The following is a 17224-nucleotide window of genomic DNA, read 5'->3' on the forward strand; positions in this document are numbered from 1 at the left end:
TCAAAAAGAACGAAGCGAAAATTATCGGTTTGCGATAATAGCTCTTACTGCATCTAAATCTTCGGGCGTATCAACGCCCGCTGCTGGTGCTTCTTTTGCGACTTCAACGTGGATTTTCTCTCCATACCAAAGCACACGTAATTGCTCTAAACACTCAACTTTCTCTAGTGCGCTAGGCTGCCAGTTAATGTAAGTGTTAATAAACCCTGCACGGTACGCATAAATACCAATATGTCGTAATAATGGTTGTGCGATCGTCTGATTTTCGCTGTCAGCAAAGTTATCACGATCCCATGGGATCGTTGCTCGGCTAAAATATAGCGCGTAGCCATCTTTATCCGTTACCACTTTTACTGCGTTTGGATTAAAAACTTCCGCTTCCTCAGTGATTTCAACACCTAAGGTTGCCATTGGTGCCGTGCTGTTTGCCAGATTATTCGCAACTTGAGTAATAATACTTGGTGGGATCAGAGGTTCATCACCTTGCACATTCACAATAATGTGATCATCAGGGATAGCCATTCGTTGAACAACTTCCGCTAAGCGCTCAGTGCCCGACTCATGATCTGGTGAGGTCATGCACACCACGCCACCAAACTGGTTGACTGCGGCTTCCACTCGCGCATCATCCGTCGCGATAATCACGCGATCTGCACCAGCTTGGATTGACTGCTCATACACCCACTGAATCATCGGCTTCCCACCAATATCAGCTAACGGTTTTCCCGGTAAGCGAGATGATTGGTAACGAGCTGGTATTACAACGGTAAACGACATTAACGCCCCTCATCCATAGACATGGTACGAGCTTCAGGCTCTAATAGAACCGGAATCCCTTCTTTAATCGGATAAGCCAAACGGTCAACTTTACAGACCAATTCTTGGTTTTCTTTATCAAAAGTGAGTTTACCTTTACAAACAGGGCAAGCCACAATCTCAAGCAGACGATGATCCATAGTGTTCCATTACCTCTTCTATTTTGTTCAAAATACGCTGTTCATCATGAGTTTTAAATTGCGCAGAAACCGGTAAGTACCACCAGTTTTCTTTCGCAAAAGTATCACATTTCACAGCATCTTTTTCTGTCATTATAACGTTCAAACCCATTCTATCTAGGGCTTCTAATTCTGAAATTTTAAAATCTTGGTGATCAGCAAAACCTTGGGTGTGACATAAATCTGCACCCAGAGTTTTAAGAGTGGCGAAAAAACGAGGGGGATGACCAATTCCAGCAAACGCCACTAACTTCTTAAGCTGACTAACTGGCATTTTTTGCCCAGTAACTAAATTAACAGCCAAGCTAGGTGTTAAGGTCATTGCCATTTCACTTTCTTGAGCTGAACCACCATTCGTAACGACAAAATCAACCTCATCTAACCGCTCAATACCTTCACGCAACGGACCTAATGGGATTAACTGCTGATTACCAAATCGTCGCATACCGTCGACAATTACAAACTCGATGTCTCGCTCCAACGCATAGTGCTGTAATCCATCATCGGTGACAATGACATTCACATCGAGCGGTAACAATGCTTTCACAGCATCAGACCGAATTGGCGCAACGGCAACAGGAGCACCTGTGCGTCGGTAGATCAATCGAGGCTCATCGCCACTATGCTCTGCCGGGGTAGAACCTTCAACAGTTAAAGGGTAACTTGGAGCCTTACCCCCATAACCTCTAGAAACGACGCCGGGCTTATAACCTAGCTGTTGAAGTTGCTCAACTAACCAAATGACAACTGGTGTTTTTCCATTCCCACCAGCCGTGATATTTCCAACCACAATAACAGGGATAGGCGCTTTATAGGATTGCTTTTTACCGTCTGAAAATTCTTTCCGACGTGCTGAGCTAATCGTTTTGAATACAAGACTCAGAGGCCATAGCAAAGGCCATAACAGATATTTGAGTGGATGATTTTCAAACCATACCTTTTCAATCACATTTTGCGCCATTGCTGTTAATCACCAAACTGAATGCGGTGTAATTGTGCATAAGCACCATCTTTGCTAATCAGATCATGGTGCGAACCACGTTCGATAACTTCACCCTCATCCACGACAAGAATTTCATCCGCGCTTTCAATCGTCGACAATCGGTGAGCAATCACCAACACGGTTTTGTTTTTCTGTAACTCTTCTAGCGCCGCTTGAATCGCACGTTCAGATTCCGTATCCAATGCCGACGTTGCTTCATCAAGAATAAGAACCGGAGCATCACGCAGCAATGCACGGGCGATGGCAATACGTTGTCGCTGCCCACCAGACAAACTTGCACCATTTTCACCAATAATGGTATCTAGTCCGAGTTCCATACCATCAATAAACTCCATTGCATGAGCTTGCTTAGCAGCATGTTCTATCTGCTCACGTGAATACTCTACATCAGCGGCATAAGTAATATTATTAGCTATCGTGTCGTTAAACAGGTGTACGTTTTGTGATACCAAAGCAAAGTGCTCACGCAAATTCTTCAAGCTATAATCTCGAATATCGTGTTCGTCCAAACAGATTGAACCAGAGTCGACATCATAAAAACGGGTAAACAAATTCGCAATTGTACTTTTACCAGAACCAGAACGTCCGACCAATGCTACGGTTTTCCCTTGTGGGATAACAAAGCTTACATTTGATAACGCCGGTTTTTCGTTTCCTTGGTATGTAAAGTCAATATTCTTAACTTCAACAATCCCTTTAGGCTTATCGACAACCAATTTCCCGTCATCTTTTTCAGTTTCTAAATCCATCAAAGAAAACAGTGTTTGGCACGCAGCCATACCGCGTTGGAACATTGACGTTACGTTGGTCAACGCTTTTAACGGACGCATCAAACCAAACATTGCCGAGAAGATAACGGTAAAGGTACCCGCCGTGAGTTCGTCTTTAATCGAATCGACACTGGCAAGAAACAGTACGCTCACTAAAGCAATAGAAGCAATCATCTGAATAACTGGGTTTGCAACGGCTTGGGCGGCAACAAGCTTCATCGATTGTTGGCGCATCTGATTACTCACCGCATCGAAACGCTCTTTCTCTATATTTTGGCCACCATAGCTCAAAACAACTTTATGGCCTTTTAGCATCTGTTCTGCTGAAGATGTCACTTCACCCATCGCTGTTTGCATATTTTTTGAGATCCTACGGAAACGTTTTGAGACATATCCAATTCCCCAAGCAACAATAGGCGCAACGACTAACAGAACTAAAGATAACTGCCAGCTATTCCAAAACATCAAAACCAATAAACCAATAATACTCGCGCCTTCGCGAACAATACTCACCAATGCACGGCTCGTGGCTCCAGCGACTTGCTCGGTATCGTAAGTAATTCTGGAAAGCAAACCGCCTGTTGATTCTTTATCAAAAAAGCTCACAGGCATATGCATGAAATGATTAAAAACCTTACGGCGAATAAGCATGACCACATTGCCCGAAACCCAACTCAAACAGTATGTTGAGACAAACCCACTTAAACCACGAATAAACATCATCGCGAAAATAATAAAAGGTAATATTTTCAAGAAATCAGATTCAGCGTTACCAAACCCTTCATCAAGTAAAGGTTTGAGCAGTGAAATCATGTAGGTATCCGCAACGGCACTTATAACAAGCGCGACAACGGCCGCAGCAAGCCCTGTCTTATATTGACGAATATAAGCCCAAAGTCGTTTAAAGGTGTGCCAAGTGTTTTCATCTTGTAGTTCAGACATGGATATACTTTATTTACTGAGAATATTCCTTCTATTCTACTCCCTTACGCAGCATCTGCCTATACCATGCTTGGTTACCTTCCCCTCTTAAACTCCTGACTTTCCATCCGTTTGAATAAAAAAACAGCGATACTTGCCCTGAATGTCCAGTATCGAGCCAGTCGCTCCCTATTTTTTGGTAGTTGGCTAGTACTTGATCGGCTGGCATTTTCCATCGACTTCCTTTATCTAGGGATGCCACCGCTAGTTGAGGTTTAATTGCATTCAAAAAGCCCATTGTCGATGATGTGATACTGCCATGATGTGGGACAATCATAATATCACTGGCAAGTAGATCGGGGTTACGCCGCAATATCCATTCGCTCACAGCATCCACATCACCAGTGAGTAACACTTTAACGCCACTTCTTTCATCTGAGATTCTAATCACACAAGAGTGAGGATTGAATGATCGGCTCACTTGTTTCGGAGGCCAGACAACGTCAAACATCAAACCCTGCCATTGCCAATGATCCCCCTTCTTACAACTCTGATAACCCTCTATATTTTGGCTTGCTCGACGCCAGAGCGGAGACAGCTTTGACTCAACCTGATATCGGCCACCAGCATGATCAGAATCTAAATGACTGAGTATTAACCCATCAATACCTGAAATGCCCCGAGACGTCAGAACGGGGTGAACAACAGACTCAACAATACTGCCACCTATCCACGCCTTTCCAGTATCGTAAAGAATAGCTTTGCCCTCTTTTTCAATAACAATGGCTAACCCATGGCCCACATCTAAAATGTCCATCCGCCAGCGTAAATCATCATCATTGAAGCTAACCCATGATAGATATACTGCCAATAATAGAACGTTAACCCGACCCGAAAATAGCGTTGAACACGTAAACAGTAGCGTTAAATACAGTATCAATTGAGCCACTTCTCGCGAAACAGATAACCAAGTAAGATCTGCGTATTGAATGGCCCAAATCATCAATTCTAATGCTTTATCAACAGCCCACCATGCTTCATCACTGAAAGATGGCGCGACAACCGTTAGCATCAAGCAAGCGAACAACAGCGGAACAACGACCAAGCTAAACCAAGGTACAAAAAAGAGGTTATATAGCGCACTGCTCACACTCATACCGCCAAAGAAGAAAATGGTTATGGGTGTCATAAATATCAATAAATACAGCTGAGCAAAGATAAGAGTGATAATGACATTGCTCTGGGTAGGGCGCTTAGATAACGCCAAATAGATAGCAATGACTGCCCCAAAAGACATCCAAAAACTATTGGACAATGCCGCAAATGGATTCACTGTAAGCACAATCGCTAAAGTTGTAAGTAACAACAGCCATGAGGAAAATTGCACTCGGCTCAACAAACATAAGCTCAGGATAAGACACATCAGAAAAGCTCTTTGAGTCGGGAGTGTAAAACCCGCGAGCCACGCATAACAATATGCAAAGTTGATAGCCATAAATACTGGGAGCCACAACCACCGAGAATGAAACAGTCGGCACACTTTGCCGACAAAGTACCCTATTGAATAAGCAATTCCGATATGAAGCCCTGAAATCGCCACTAAATGAATTAAGCCGCTATTTTTTAATTTTTCCCATAAATCATTGGAGATATCGTCTCGTTCGCCAAATGCTAAAGCCATGATTAGAGAAAAGTTAGGCAAACGCTCGATTTGACTTTCAACCCGTTGAAGCAGCCAACTTCTCATCGATGTCTGTGAATGAACCATATAAACGCTGTTTGCTTTAACTACGGCTTTTGCAACTAAACGCTGACTCACGTAGTACGACTCTTGATCAAACCCAGCCTCATTCAACTGGCCGTAAATAGGCTTTATCGTGACCTGAAACTTAGCGACATCATCAAGTTGAAGCTTAATGGGCGTCAGAATACGGATAGTAGGCCGCTGCAAATAGTTTAAAGTTTGACCATTAATTGATCTGACTACAAAGGAACCTTCATAACCATAACTTATTTGCTTAAAAGAGCTGTCAACTTGCCCTTTTATGGTAATATTCTCGCTGCTTTGGAAAAGCACATTTGTCTGCAACTTTAGGGCATTTCCATGGAGTATGATTAATATTACCCCTAATAAGATACCGATAACGAACCACCACTGCCTATACTTAAAGCGTATGCTTAAGATGGCAATGATGCTCGGAACAAGCCAGATCCAAGCGGGTATCTCAAGCCAAAGAACCGCTGAAACTGCCGTTGCCGAAAATGAAAATAGAATCCAACTATATTGAAAGAGAGTCATTTTCCCTTATGCCAAGAAAATTCATTAAGCGTTTTATGCCAAATCATGAGGTGATTAAACGCCAGAAAGCGCTAAAAATTTTTGGTAACGTTCTGTATAACCCAAATCTGTGGTGTCTGAACCGACGCTCTGCTGCTGGTGCATTTGCTGTAGGACTTTTCATGGCGTTTGTACCATTACCAAGCCAAATGATCATGTCGGCTGGGCTCGCGATTTTGTGTGGAGTGAATCTTCCACTCGCTGTTGCTCTCGTTTGGATCAGTAACCCAATAACGATGCCAGTTCTATTCTATTTCGCTTACAAGCTCGGAGCATTTTTAATGCACGTACCGCCACAAGCGTTTCATTTTGAGCTATCGTGGGACTTCATCATTGCACAGATGCATACTATCGGTCCTCCATTCTTACTTGGCTGCATGGTATGTGGTGTCTTATCTGCTATGGCTGGTTACTTTGGTATTCGCGGTTTATGGCGCTATTCTGTTGTCAGAAGTTGGCGCAAACGCCAAGCAAGATAAGCCAACTATAAAGCTATTCATGTATCAACTCAGGCTGACATCGTATTTAAAACCAATGAAGTGTTAGAAATGCGAGACATCTAGATATACAAATGAAAGCCACTGTCTAACCGAAATGAAAAAAGGACCTATTTAGGTCCTTTTTTGATCGACGACTTTTCGCTTCTAATGCCTTTGTTCATAAAAAGTAAAGGCATACCAAGTAAAGGCATACCAGTTAAGAGCATTATAATTGAGCTCGGTATACAAGGCTTACTTCGCGCTTAATACAGACGCAGGATTCAATTTGTTCGCTCGCGATGCCGGATACCAAGTTGCCAGTAAACTAAGCACAATCGCAGTACCTGACACTAATAGTACGTCTTGGAAAACTAACTGGGATGGCAAAAAATCCACAAAGTAGATATCACCAGACAAAAATTGATGCCCCACAAGTGACTCTAGCCCTTTGATCAGTGGCGTTAAATTCAACGCGACAATCACACCAACCACGCTTCCTATCAGACTACCGAAAACGCCGGAAAAGACGCCCTGCCAAACAAAAATTCGTTTAACCAAGCCATCTGTTGCCCCCATTGTCCTTAAAATGGCAATCTCTGCTGCTCGATCTTTAACTGCCATCATCAATGTAGACACAATATTAAAGCAGGCAACACCAATCACTAATACCATCACTAAATACATAATGGTTCGCACTAACTGGATATCACGATAAAGAAATCCATATTTCTGCTGCCAACTGCGTAGATAAACGTAGACATCAAGAGACCCGCCGACTTGACGCACAATCGAAGCCGCATTAAGTACATCACTGACTTTTAAAGACACACCCGTTACGCCCTTCCCAAGGCTTGCATATTGCTGTGCGTCGGAAAGTGGCACTAAGGCTAAGTTATGATCAATTTGACCATTAAGTGAAAGTAATCCTGTCACTTTTACTCGCACACGTTTTGGCGCTTGCACCTTTATCGAACCGTTAGCCGTAGGGATCAGCAAAGTCAGGTAATCTCCAACCTTAACACCCAGCTTATCAGCCACTCCTTTACCTAAAATAGTTTGCTGCTCTCCCGCAACAAAATGAGCCCATGCTTGTGGTTCGATAAATTGCGGTAAACTTGAAACGGCTTGTTCCATTTGAGGGTCAATACCCCGCACTTCAATCGCTTTTAACTGTTGCCCTTTTTCAGCCAGAGCCGTTAAACGAATGTATGGTGCTGCCGCTTGCACTTTGTCGTGGCTCGTCGCCTGTTTAATGACATTTTGCCACTCACCAATGGGCTTATTTACACCTTCCAGCTCACCATGGGCGATCACTGACAGCACGCGAGATTGCAACTCTCTTTCAAAACCATTCATCGCCGATAAACCAATGATGATCACCGCGACACCCACCGCAATTCCAATGGTTGAAGAGAGAGAAATAAATGACACAAGTTTATTACGTTGTTTGGCGCGGCTAAATCGACCGCCAATCAGTAACGATAAAGAAGGAAACACCTATTGCGCCTCCTGATTTACGTCAACCAAAAGGCCGTCACGCATATGAAGTTGGCGATCCATTTTTCCGGCTAATTCGCCATCATGAGTCACGACAAGAAAAGCCGTCCCCGACTCTTTATTCAACTCTCGCATCAAATCATAAATCGCCAACGCCGTGTTGTGATCCAAATTACCCGTAGGTTCGTCTGCCAAGACTAAATCAGGTTTATTCACTAATGCTCTGGCAATCGCAACACGCTGACGTTCACCGCCAGAGAGCTCTGATGGACGGTGATCAACACGATGGCTTAATCCTACTTTCTCCAGCAGTTGTTGCGCCGCCGCTTTAGCTTCTGACGACTTCATGCCACCAATTAATAACGGCATCGCCACATTTTCTAACGCAGAGAAATCAGAAAGAAGGTGATGAAATTGATAAACAAACCCCAAATGACGATTTCGCACTTTCGCTTGCTTATTCGAGCTTAACGTCGCGAGGTCATGATCCAGAAAAGTCACCTTGCCTTCAGTCGCATCATCTAGAGCCCCTAAGACATGCAACAACGTACTTTTTCCAGAGCCGGATGTACCAATAATAGAGACTAATTCCCCTTTTTCGATATCAAAACTGACCCCTTTAAGAACCTCTGTATCTAACGAACCCTCACGATAGGTTTTACGAACAGCACGACATTGTAAAAGATTATTCATATCTGAGGGCCTCAGCAGGTTTAACAGAAGATGCACGATAAGATGGGAAAAGCGTCGCAAGCAGACTGAGTACAATCGCAAGCACCACTACAATCATAATTTGAACAGGATTAATAAGAACGGGTAACTGCCCACCAAATGTAAATAGAGCCACACCCATACCTTCCAGCAGTGGGTTCAAGTTATCAGCAAGCAAGACACCTAAGGCCCCCCCGGTTAATGCACCGATGACACCACTACTCGCACCTTGCACCATAAATATCGACAGAATCTGGCCATTGGTCATACCCTGGGTTTTTAAAATCGCGACCTCGGCTTGTTTTTCCATAACGACCATAATTAACGCAGAAATAATATTAAACGCTGCGACACCGATGATCAGCCCGAGCATTAAGCCCATCATGTTTTTTTCCATCCGAACCGCTTGAAATAGCTCACCACGTTGTTCACGCCAATCACTCCACACCCAACCGTCAGGCAATGGCGTATTGGAAAGCGCTGAAACTGAGAATGGGTCATCAAAAAACAGACGCCAGCCTGAGATCGTGTCACGCTTAAACTTCATCAATCGACCCGCATCTTGTATATGCGAAACCATTAGTTGAGCATCAACATCAGATCCTGTATTGAATATACCCGCAACCGTAAAGTTACGTTGACTCGGCATCCGACCTAAAGGCGTAAACTGACTTGCGCTTGTCACCATCAAACGAACTCTGTCTCCTACCGACACATTGAGCGAACGCGCCAAAGTATGACCAACGAAGACTCGATACTCGCCCGCTTTCAGGTTACTTAACCGGCCTGCAATCAAATAGTCTTGAATCGGATCATTATCCGTCGGTTCAATACCAATCAACATACCCGCAGAAAGCTGAGATGAACTCTGAATAACCGCTTCACTGCGAACAATCGGCTCAACATGCTTATCCTTAGATAACTGGCGAATAAACTCAGGAGACTCATCCAAGCGCGGCGTTTTTCCATCTGTTTGGGAAATTACAGCCTGTGGCAGAACCCCTAAAATTCGTTCTTTGAGCTGAGCTTCGAAACCATTCATAACGGAAAGTACCGTCACTAAAGACATCACACCAATGGTGATACCCGCAGTAGACATATAAGAGACAAAACGGCTAAATCTGTCTCCAGATCGACCTCTTAAATAACGCAAGCCGATAAATAGGGAAATGGGGTGAAACATAGTCAAAACCAACAATAAGTTATGCGAGATAATGTAACGGTAAACGCTCGATGAGTGTAGCTCTAATTTGTTAACTTCTTATCAAAACGACTCATATCGAGCTGATAAATGTAACTTATCTTGATTAGTTAGCCTACATGACGATAATCAATAGGTTAACTAGAAGGAAGTAGAGTATGACACAAAACGATTTTTTTACTGTTCATCACAGCTTGACGGTCAATATAGAGCCACTGGCTGCGGATTATACTCTGCCATCAATGACGCAGTTTGTTGCAGAAATTCCCGCACCATTTATTGTTGCGAGTGAATTTAGCCAGCTTGATCAGCTAACTGAGAATGCACGTTCTGAACTAAAAAATAACGACTTTAAGCATGTAATCAATTTGCTTGATACACAAAATACCAAACTCAACTTGCTCCTGACATTTATGTTGTCTCAGCAAGACCAAGCAGAATTTCGTGGTCAAACATTAAGCTTTGGAGCCAGTCAGTTCACCTATTTAGCACAGCAGCCTCTTGCGGTTGGTCAAGTGGTCCGAGCAAAACTCTTTCTTGAACACCCTCCTGCTGCAATCTACTGTTATGCTAGTGTCACCAGCGTAAAAGAGGCAGACAATGGTACCCATGAAATTCAGATGAAATATGATCTACTTAGAGATTCAGATCAGGACTTACTCATCAAAGCTGCACTATATCAACAGCAAAAATTGCTGCGCCAACGTTCTTTAGATCGAGAAAACAAATAAGTATCCAGCATCATGACAAAATCAGCACTTCTTTCTCTCATTAACCCGAAAGGGATGGGCGATAAAAAACACATAGGCAACCTACAAGGTTCCGCACTCGCCCTTGCCATTGCGGAGCTTGCAGAGCAACACGATAGCCATACTTTGCTTGCGGTGCCCGATCCCCAAATCGCACTTAAATTACTCGCTGAAATTGAGCAGTTCACCTCTGCGCAAGTATCTCTTTTTCCTGATTGGGAAACGCTTCCTTACGACAATTTTTCACCGCATCAAGAGATAATTTCAGACCGCATTGCGCACCTGTATCAGTTACCGACCCAAACGTCTGGTATCACCATAGTGCCAATCAGCACATTACTTCAGCGACAATCTCCGCGTGATTTCTTAATGCAGCACACCTTGATGGTGAAAGCCGGCGATCTGTTTTCTCTTGAAAAATTGCGCTTACAGCTTGAGAAATCTGGTTATCGCCACGTTGATCAAGTTTTCGGTCCCGGTGAGTACGCAAACAGAGGTTCGATCATCGATCTGTTTCCTATGGGCAGTCACGACCCTTACAGAATCGATTTCTTCGATGATGAAATAGACACGATTAGAACGTTTGACCCAGAAAACCAGCGTTCAAAAGAGGACATCAGCGAAATAAGACTGCTGCCAGCGCACGAGTTTCCGACCACTGAAACGGCCATCGAAGATTTTCGTATTCGCTGGCGTCAACAGTTTGAAACCCGTCGTGAACCTGAATCCATTTATATGCAAGTATCAAAAGGAACATGGCCAGCGGGCATCGAGTATTGGCAACCACTCTTCTTCGATGAGACAGAAACCTTATTTGATTACATTGCCGAAGGCAGTCAACTCATCACTATCGGCGATCTTGAAACGTCCATTGATACTTTCTTAGCGGATGTTGATCACCGTTATGATCAACGGAAAATAGATCCGCTAAGACCGTTGCTTGAACCTTCCCAGCTGTGGATGAAGAAAGATGAGCTTTTCAGCCGCTTTAAACTTCATCCTCAAGCTCAGCTTCACATTGATGAAATCACAGCTAAACAGGGTCGTATCAACCTGCCAATTGAATCACTTCCCGATTTAGCCGTGCAGCACAACAACAAAGAACCTCTAGCGGCTTTACGTAAATTCAGTGAGACCTATCAAGGTAAGATTATTTTTTCCGTTGAATCGGAAGGTCGACGAGAAGCGCTTACCGAGTTATTGCAGCAGATAAAGTTACGTCCGATTGCCACAGAAAGCTTTGCTCACGCGCTGGCCTCAAAAGATAAGTTCAATTTAGTATTAGGCTCGGCTGAACATGGTTTCTCCTACCGTGACGACACTCAACCAGAAAAGAACACTGCCTTTATTTGCGAAAGTGACTTACTGGGTGACCGAGTCATTCAACGACGCAAAAAAGATAAAAAAGCGGTCAATAGCGATACGGTCATTCGTCATTTAGCCGAGCTCAAAGCAGGCCAACCCGTCGTTCATATTGATCACGGTATCGGCCGATTTATTGGCCTCCAAACTCTTGAAGCGGGCGGAATGCTCACCGAGTACGTAACACTGGAGTACCAAAATGATGCCAAGCTATATGTACCTGTCGCCTCACTTAATCTGATTGGGCGATACTCAGGCGGTGCAGAAGAGACCGCGCCACTGCATAAGTTAGGTGGTGATGCTTGGGTTAAGGCTCGAAAACGTGCCGCCGAAAAAGTGCGAGATGTTGCCGCTGAGCTTCTTGATGTATACGCAAAAAGAGAACTTAAACCCGGTCACAAATTTGCATTAGATCGAGGCCAGTACGCCACATTCAAAGCTGGTTTCCCATTTGATGAAACCGAAGATCAAGCGATGGCGATTAACGCTGTGATGTCTGATATGTGCCAAGCCAAAGCAATGGATCGTCTAGTCTGTGGTGATGTAGGTTTTGGTAAAACAGAAGTCGCCATGCGTGCAGCTTTTGTATGCACAGACAACAACAAGCAAGTCGCAGTATTAGTTCCTACAACCCTGCTTGCTCAGCAACATTTCGAAAATTTCCGGGACCGTTTTGCTAACCAACCGATTCGAGTTGAAGTATTATCTCGATTCAAAAGTGCTAAAGAACAGAAACAAATTCTCGCGGATACCGCAGAAGGTAAAGTCGACATTTTGATCGGCACTCATAAATTACTTTCAAGCAGTATCTCATTCCAAGATTTAGGCTTGTTGGTCGTCGATGAAGAGCACAGGTTTGGTGTAAGACAAAAAGAAAAAGTCAAAGCGATGCGTGCTGATGTGGATATTTTAACACTCACCGCAACGCCAATCCCTAGAACGCTGAATATGGCAATGAGTGGGATGCGTGACCTATCCATCATCGCGACACCACCCGCAAGGCGTCTCGCCATTAAGACCTTTGTTCGTGAAAGCGACGACACCGTGATTCGTGAAGCGGTTTTGCGTGAAATAATGCGCGGTGGTCAAGTTTACTTCCTGCACAACCAAGTCGACACCATTGAGAAAGTGGCGGCCGATTTAGAGAAGTTAATCCCTGAAGCACGCGTAACCGTGGCTCATGGGCAGATGCGTGAACGTGAATTGGAAAAGATCATGAATGATTTTTACCACCAACGATTCAACTTATTGGTCTGTACAACGATCATTGAAACTGGAATCGACGTTCCCACCGCGAACACCATCATCATGGATCGTGCTGATAGCTTAGGTTTAGCTCAATTGCACCAACTTCGTGGTCGTGTTGGGCGTTCACATCACCAAGCTTATGCTTATATGCTCACTCCTCACCCTAAAGCGATGACAAAAGATGCCATTAAGCGTTTAGATGCCATCGCCTCTCTTGAAGATCTCGGGGCTGGTTTTACTCTGGCAACTCACGATTTAGAGATACGTGGCGCAGGTGAACTCCTCGGTGATGAGCAAAGTGGTCAAATTCAATCCATTGGGTTTAGTTTATATATGGAAATGCTTGAACAAGCGGTTGAAGCATTAAAAGAGGGGAAAGAGCCATCACTCGATGATCTGCTTCGTGAACAAACAGAAGTGGAGATGCGGATTCCGGCCTTATTACCTGATGAGTATATTCCCGATGTGAATACTCGTCTTTCGATGTATAAACGAATCGCAAGTGTGTCGTCTGCCTCCGATCTTTCAGAGCTTAAAGTCGAACTGATCGACCGATTCGGACTGCTTCCTGATGCCACGAAGAACCTGCTTTCAGTTTCTGAACTAAAAGTCGCAGCGGCCCCAATTAAAGTGAAGAAAATTGAAGCCCACGACAAAGGTGGATACATTGAGTTCTATCCAGACGCTGACATAAATCCAATGTATTTGGTTAAACTATTGCAGTCTCAACCACAAAAATTTGCAATGGAAGGACCCACTAAACTGAAGTTTACGATACCATTGGTTGATAGACGTAAACGAATTCAGTTCATCGCAGATCTGTTAAATGAATTTCGGCAAAATTTAATGCCAGCTTAAGTCAATACCAGCTTAAGTTAATGGCTTGCAATCCAGAGGCTTGCGCTTATCGTGATTCGAGAGCGGCAAGCCTCACGGTAATTAAACTATTGAAACGAGATACGTAGAGAGTATGTATCTATGACTGGAGTCAAAATGAGAATACTGATCCCACTACTGCTTCTTTTTGTCTCTTTGCCAAGTTTGGCTCAGAGACAATTTGACATAGAAGTGATCATTTTTAAACGTGCGGTAGATGCTGAACAGGTCAATGAATCTTGGCCAAATCAACTACCCTCAATCAAAATGGATAACGTTGGCGATTTCCAAAATTCGGAGTACCGCAGCAAAAAAGGCGTAACCATGCTGCCAGCGAGTGAATATCAACTCACCGACCAACGTAACGCATTGAAAAAACATGCGGGCTTTAAAGTATTGCTGCATACCGCTTGGCGACAAGGTGATGAAGGCAAATCTGCAGCCCCTGTTTTCCATATTCAAGGTGGCAAAGATTACTCTGCTAAATTTAATACCGATGGGTCTGAAAAAATCGCTTTTGTTGATCAAAGCTTGTCTTCTGACAGCATAACTGAAGAGACCATTGACCAACCACTCTATGAGCTTGATGGAAAGCTGCAAGTTTATGTGCAGCATTACTTGTATGCCGATACAACCTTAGATCTAAAAGCACCGAGTGTCAGAGAGGTTACGATTGAAGCTAAACAAGTTGACCTCACTTCGGATGACCCATTAGAAGTAGAGTCAAATGTTCAAATTGGCAATTTAGAGAATATCTCACCTACGATTGAAGTTGAGGAGTTCTTGAAAAGCTACCGTATGAAGCAAAAACGTCGCATGCGTAGCAGTGAAACTCACTATTTAGACAACCCATTATTAGGCGTGATTATTCAAGTAAGAAAAGTGGCGCAAACAGACTCGTAGATAGGCACCACATTTCGACTCAAGCCAAACTTAAGTATTCCGCTATCGCCCTCACACTTTGAGGGCGATACCTTTTGACCATTTGTTTTTAAAAGGAGAGGTATGAGCCCTGACTTTCAGATCATTACCCAAAGGTTATGTTTAAGGTTAATCGATCACTCGGAAGAAGAAATTTTTGCTACCGAGGTTGCCCACTCCCCCTCCCTACATCAATGGATTGATTGGTGTACTCCTCACTTTTCAGTCGAAGATAGCCGACAATTTTTACTGGCAACACGATTAAACTGGGCGAAAGCGACCTCTTTTGGGTTTGGTATCTTTCGAAAGTCCGATCAAGCGCTTATCGGTATGGTTGCCATTAATGAGTTCTACCACACCTTTAATATGGCGAGTATGGGTTATTGGGTTCTCGATAAACACCAGCGCTATGGCTACGCGAAAGAAGCATTAAACGCACTAACAGAGTTCTGCTTTGCAAAATTAATGCTTACCCGCTTAGAGATAGTGTGTGATCCAGATAATATGCCTAGCCAAGCATTAATTGAGCAATGTGGTGGAATAAAAGAAGGAGTCGCTAGAAACCGCTTCCTCTTTAACGGCAAACCTAAAGCTGGCGTTGTATACTCACTCATACCCGAGAGATAGGTAAGTTCGTTACATATTTAAGGTCACTTCAGCTGAAAATATAAAAATAAAAAAAGAGCTCACAAGAGAGCTCTTCATTCAATTAAGATCCAGTTTGATCAACCGCTTAATGCAGCTTTAAGTTAGGACGTAACACTCGATTAATTCGACCTACTAGCATCATTAATCCAGTTTTAACAAATCCGTGCAATGCCACTTGGTGCATCCGATACAGTGAGATATAAACCACTCGCGCAATGCGTCCTTCAACCATCATAGAACCTTTGGTTAAATTTCCCATTAAGCTGCCAACCGTTGAGAATCGGCTTAACGATACAAGCGAACCATGATCGTTATAAACGTAGTCTTTAAGATCTTTTCCATTTAACTTAGCGACGATATTCGTAAATGCCATACTTGCCATTTGGTGAGCCGCTTGCGCTCTAGGTGGCACAAACTTACCATCTTGCTGGGTACACTGAGCCAAGTCGCCAATAACAAAAATGTTGTCATCTCGAGTCGTTTGTAGGGTATTTTTTACTACTAGCTGATTAATGCGGTTGGTTTCAAGCCCGCCAATATCTTTAATAAAATCAGGTGCTTTGATACCAGCAGCCCAAACCATTATCTGTGCCGAGATTTTATCGCCATCTTTGGTTGTTAAGCCTGTTGCATCAGCTTCAGTCACCATAGTTGCGGTGCGCACTGTCACGCCGAGATTAACAAGCTCTTGGTGTGCCGCCGATGAGATTCGTGGCGGTAATGCTGGCAGAATGCGCTCGCCCGCTTCCACTAAATTGACGTTTAGTTTACTTGAATCAAGATCGCCAAAACCATATGTTCTTAGCTCTTTGACTGCGTTATGAAGCTCAGCACTCAGTTCAACCCCAGTAGCACCAGCACCGACAATAGCAATATCTACCGTGCCTTGACCGTTTTTAGCATGCAATTTTAGGAACTGATTGTTCATTTCGGTACGGAAACGGTGTGCTTGTTCTGGGCTATCAAGAAAAATACAGTTATCACGAACACCTGGTGTATTGAAATCATTTGATGTTGAGCCAATCGCCATCACCAAAATGTCATATTCAATTTCACGGCTTGGCATTAATAGTTCGCCATGTTCGTCGGTGAGTTCGCTTAATACAATCACTTTACGCTCACGATTAATATCCGCGAGGCTACCCATTTGGAAGTCGAAATGGTGATTCTTTGCATGTGCGCGATAGCTTAAAGCATCAACACCTGCATCAAGTGAACCTGTTGCAACTTCATGCAATAACGGTTTCCACAAATGGCTTGCTTTGCGATCAACAAGGGTGATTTGAGCACGATTTTTACGGCCTAAAGTTCGGCCCAATTTGGTCGCCAATTCAAGACCACCAGCGCCACCGCCAACAACGATAATTCGAGTCACGATATAATCCTCTACAAAAATGAATAAATGGTGTTCGGCTCGATTACTCCAACCGATAAATTCTTTATTTGTCTTTCTGTCACACAGAAATGGGTTTAGAGGTTGTTCTTAAACTGTTCACGTTTGGGTT

14 protein-coding genes are annotated in these 17224 nt (G+C 43.7%); 5 read left to right on the forward strand and 9 right to left on the reverse strand.

The features are described from left to right. Positions 1-21: 21 nt before the first annotated feature. From kdsB to OCV39_RS09490, 5 genes are read right to left on the reverse strand one after another with little or no spacing between them, the layout of a single operon-like run. A complete protein-coding gene (gene kdsB, locus OCV39_RS09470; RefSeq protein ID WP_261888362.1) occupies positions 22-777 on the reverse strand; it encodes a 3-deoxy-manno-octulosonate cytidylyltransferase in 756 nt (251 codons plus the stop codon). Continuing rightward, the gene (locus OCV39_RS09475) at positions 777-956 is read right to left on the reverse strand and encodes a Trm112 family protein (RefSeq protein WP_017054282.1); all 180 of its coding nucleotides are present in this window, start codon (positions 954-956) and stop codon (positions 777-779) included. Before OCV39_RS09475 ends, kdsB begins: the two co-directional genes overlap by 1 nt. Next, positions 937-1944 carry a tetraacyldisaccharide 4'-kinase gene (gene lpxK / locus OCV39_RS09480; protein WP_261889504.1) on the reverse strand — a complete coding sequence of 336 codons (1008 nt, stop codon included), beginning with the start codon at positions 1942-1944 and terminating at the stop codon, positions 937-939. Before lpxK ends, OCV39_RS09475 begins: the two co-directional genes overlap by 20 nt. 17 nt (positions 1945-1961) lie before the next feature. Next, a complete protein-coding gene (msbA, locus tag OCV39_RS09485) occupies positions 1962-3710 on the reverse strand; it encodes a lipid A ABC transporter ATP-binding protein/permease MsbA (RefSeq protein WP_261888363.1) in 1749 nt (582 codons plus the stop codon). A gap of 31 nt (positions 3711-3741) precedes the next feature. Beyond that, on the reverse strand, positions 3742-5988 hold the full coding sequence (locus OCV39_RS09490) for a DNA internalization-related competence protein ComEC/Rec2 (RefSeq protein ID WP_261888364.1): 2247 nt from the start codon (positions 5986-5988) through the stop codon (positions 3742-3744). Positions 5989-5996: 8 nt separating this feature from the next. On the opposite strand from OCV39_RS09490, the gene OCV39_RS09495 reads away from it, so the two are divergent. Next, positions 5997-6506, forward strand: a complete 510-nt coding sequence (locus OCV39_RS09495) for a DUF2062 domain-containing protein (RefSeq protein ID WP_017054278.1) — start codon at positions 5997-5999, stop codon at positions 6504-6506. 252 nt (positions 6507-6758) lie between these two features. Here the strand turns inward: OCV39_RS09495 and lolE are convergent, their stop codons facing one another. The 3 genes from lolE to lolC are packed head-to-tail and all read right to left on the reverse strand — an operon-like array spanning position 6759 to position 9897. Next, the gene (lolE, locus tag OCV39_RS09500) at positions 6759-8003 is read right to left on the reverse strand and encodes a lipoprotein-releasing ABC transporter permease subunit LolE (protein ID WP_261888365.1); all 1245 of its coding nucleotides are present in this window, start codon (positions 8001-8003) and stop codon (positions 6759-6761) included. After that, positions 8004-8696, reverse strand: coding sequence for a lipoprotein-releasing ABC transporter ATP-binding protein LolD (gene lolD / locus OCV39_RS09505; RefSeq protein ID WP_261888366.1), 693 nt, complete (start codon positions 8694-8696; stop codon positions 8004-8006). Continuing rightward, positions 8689-9897: a lipoprotein-releasing ABC transporter permease subunit LolC gene (gene lolC, locus OCV39_RS09510; protein ID WP_113797540.1), complete on the reverse strand. Its 1209-nt coding sequence runs from the start codon at positions 9895-9897 to the stop codon at positions 8689-8691. Before lolC ends, lolD begins: the two co-directional genes overlap by 8 nt. A gap of 176 nt (positions 9898-10073) precedes the next feature. Here lolC and OCV39_RS09515 point away from each other — a divergent pair, with 176 nt between their 5' ends. From OCV39_RS09515 to OCV39_RS09530, 4 genes are all read left to right on the forward strand, one after another. Beyond that, on the forward strand, positions 10074-10646 hold the full coding sequence (locus OCV39_RS09515; RefSeq protein WP_017054274.1) for a hypothetical protein: 573 nt from the start codon (positions 10074-10076) through the stop codon (positions 10644-10646). Between the two features lie 12 nt (positions 10647-10658). Then, positions 10659-14132, forward strand: a complete 3474-nt coding sequence (gene mfd, locus OCV39_RS09520) for a transcription-repair coupling factor (protein ID WP_261888367.1) — start codon at positions 10659-10661, stop codon at positions 14130-14132. 135 nt (positions 14133-14267) lie between these two features. Then, positions 14268-15053 carry a peptidoglycan binding protein CsiV gene (locus OCV39_RS09525; protein WP_017054272.1) on the forward strand — a complete coding sequence of 262 codons (786 nt, stop codon included), beginning with the start codon at positions 14268-14270 and terminating at the stop codon, positions 15051-15053. Positions 15054-15155: 102 nt separating this feature from the next. Further along, positions 15156-15698 carry a GNAT family N-acetyltransferase gene (locus OCV39_RS09530; protein ID WP_261888368.1) on the forward strand — a complete coding sequence of 181 codons (543 nt, stop codon included), beginning with the start codon at positions 15156-15158 and terminating at the stop codon, positions 15696-15698. A 106-nt stretch (positions 15699-15804) separates the two neighbouring features. Here the strand turns inward: OCV39_RS09530 and OCV39_RS09535 are convergent, their stop codons facing one another. Next, on the reverse strand, positions 15805-17094 hold the full coding sequence (locus tag OCV39_RS09535; RefSeq protein WP_261888369.1) for an NAD(P)/FAD-dependent oxidoreductase: 1290 nt from the start codon (positions 17092-17094) through the stop codon (positions 15805-15807). Positions 17095-17224 lie beyond the last annotated feature (130 nt).

This window comes from Vibrio cortegadensis (assembly GCF_024347395.1).
In the GTDB taxonomy this organism is placed as follows: domain Bacteria; phylum Pseudomonadota; class Gammaproteobacteria; order Enterobacterales; family Vibrionaceae; genus Vibrio; species Vibrio cortegadensis.

Excerpts from the sequence above, each read along its gene's own strand:
- kdsB (WP_261888362.1), bottom strand. The coding sequence starts at position 777 with ATGTCGTTTACCGTTGTAATACCAGCTCGTTACCAATCATCTCGCTTA.
- OCV39_RS09475 (WP_017054282.1), bottom strand. The coding sequence starts at position 956 with ATGGATCATCGTCTGCTTGAGATTGTGGCTTGCCCTGTTTGTAAAGGT.
- msbA (WP_261888363.1), bottom strand. The coding sequence starts at position 3,710 with ATGTCTGAACTACAAGATGAAAACACTTGGCACACCTTTAAACGACTT.
- OCV39_RS09490 (WP_261888364.1), bottom strand. The coding sequence starts at position 5,988 with ATGACTCTCTTTCAATATAGTTGGATTCTATTTTCATTTTCGGCAACG.
- OCV39_RS09495 (WP_017054278.1), top strand. The coding sequence starts at position 5,997 with ATGCCAAGAAAATTCATTAAGCGTTTTATGCCAAATCATGAGGTGATT.
- lolD (WP_261888366.1), bottom strand. The coding sequence starts at position 8,696 with ATGAATAATCTTTTACAATGTCGTGCTGTTCGTAAAACCTATCGTGAG.
- lolC (WP_113797540.1), bottom strand. The coding sequence starts at position 9,897 with ATGTTTCACCCCATTTCCCTATTTATCGGCTTGCGTTATTTAAGAGGT.
- OCV39_RS09515 (WP_017054274.1), top strand. The coding sequence starts at position 10,074 with ATGACACAAAACGATTTTTTTACTGTTCATCACAGCTTGACGGTCAAT.
- mfd (WP_261888367.1), top strand. The coding sequence starts at position 10,659 with ATGACAAAATCAGCACTTCTTTCTCTCATTAACCCGAAAGGGATGGGC.
- OCV39_RS09525 (WP_017054272.1), top strand. The coding sequence starts at position 14,268 with ATGAGAATACTGATCCCACTACTGCTTCTTTTTGTCTCTTTGCCAAGT.
- OCV39_RS09530 (WP_261888368.1), top strand. The coding sequence starts at position 15,156 with ATGAGCCCTGACTTTCAGATCATTACCCAAAGGTTATGTTTAAGGTTA.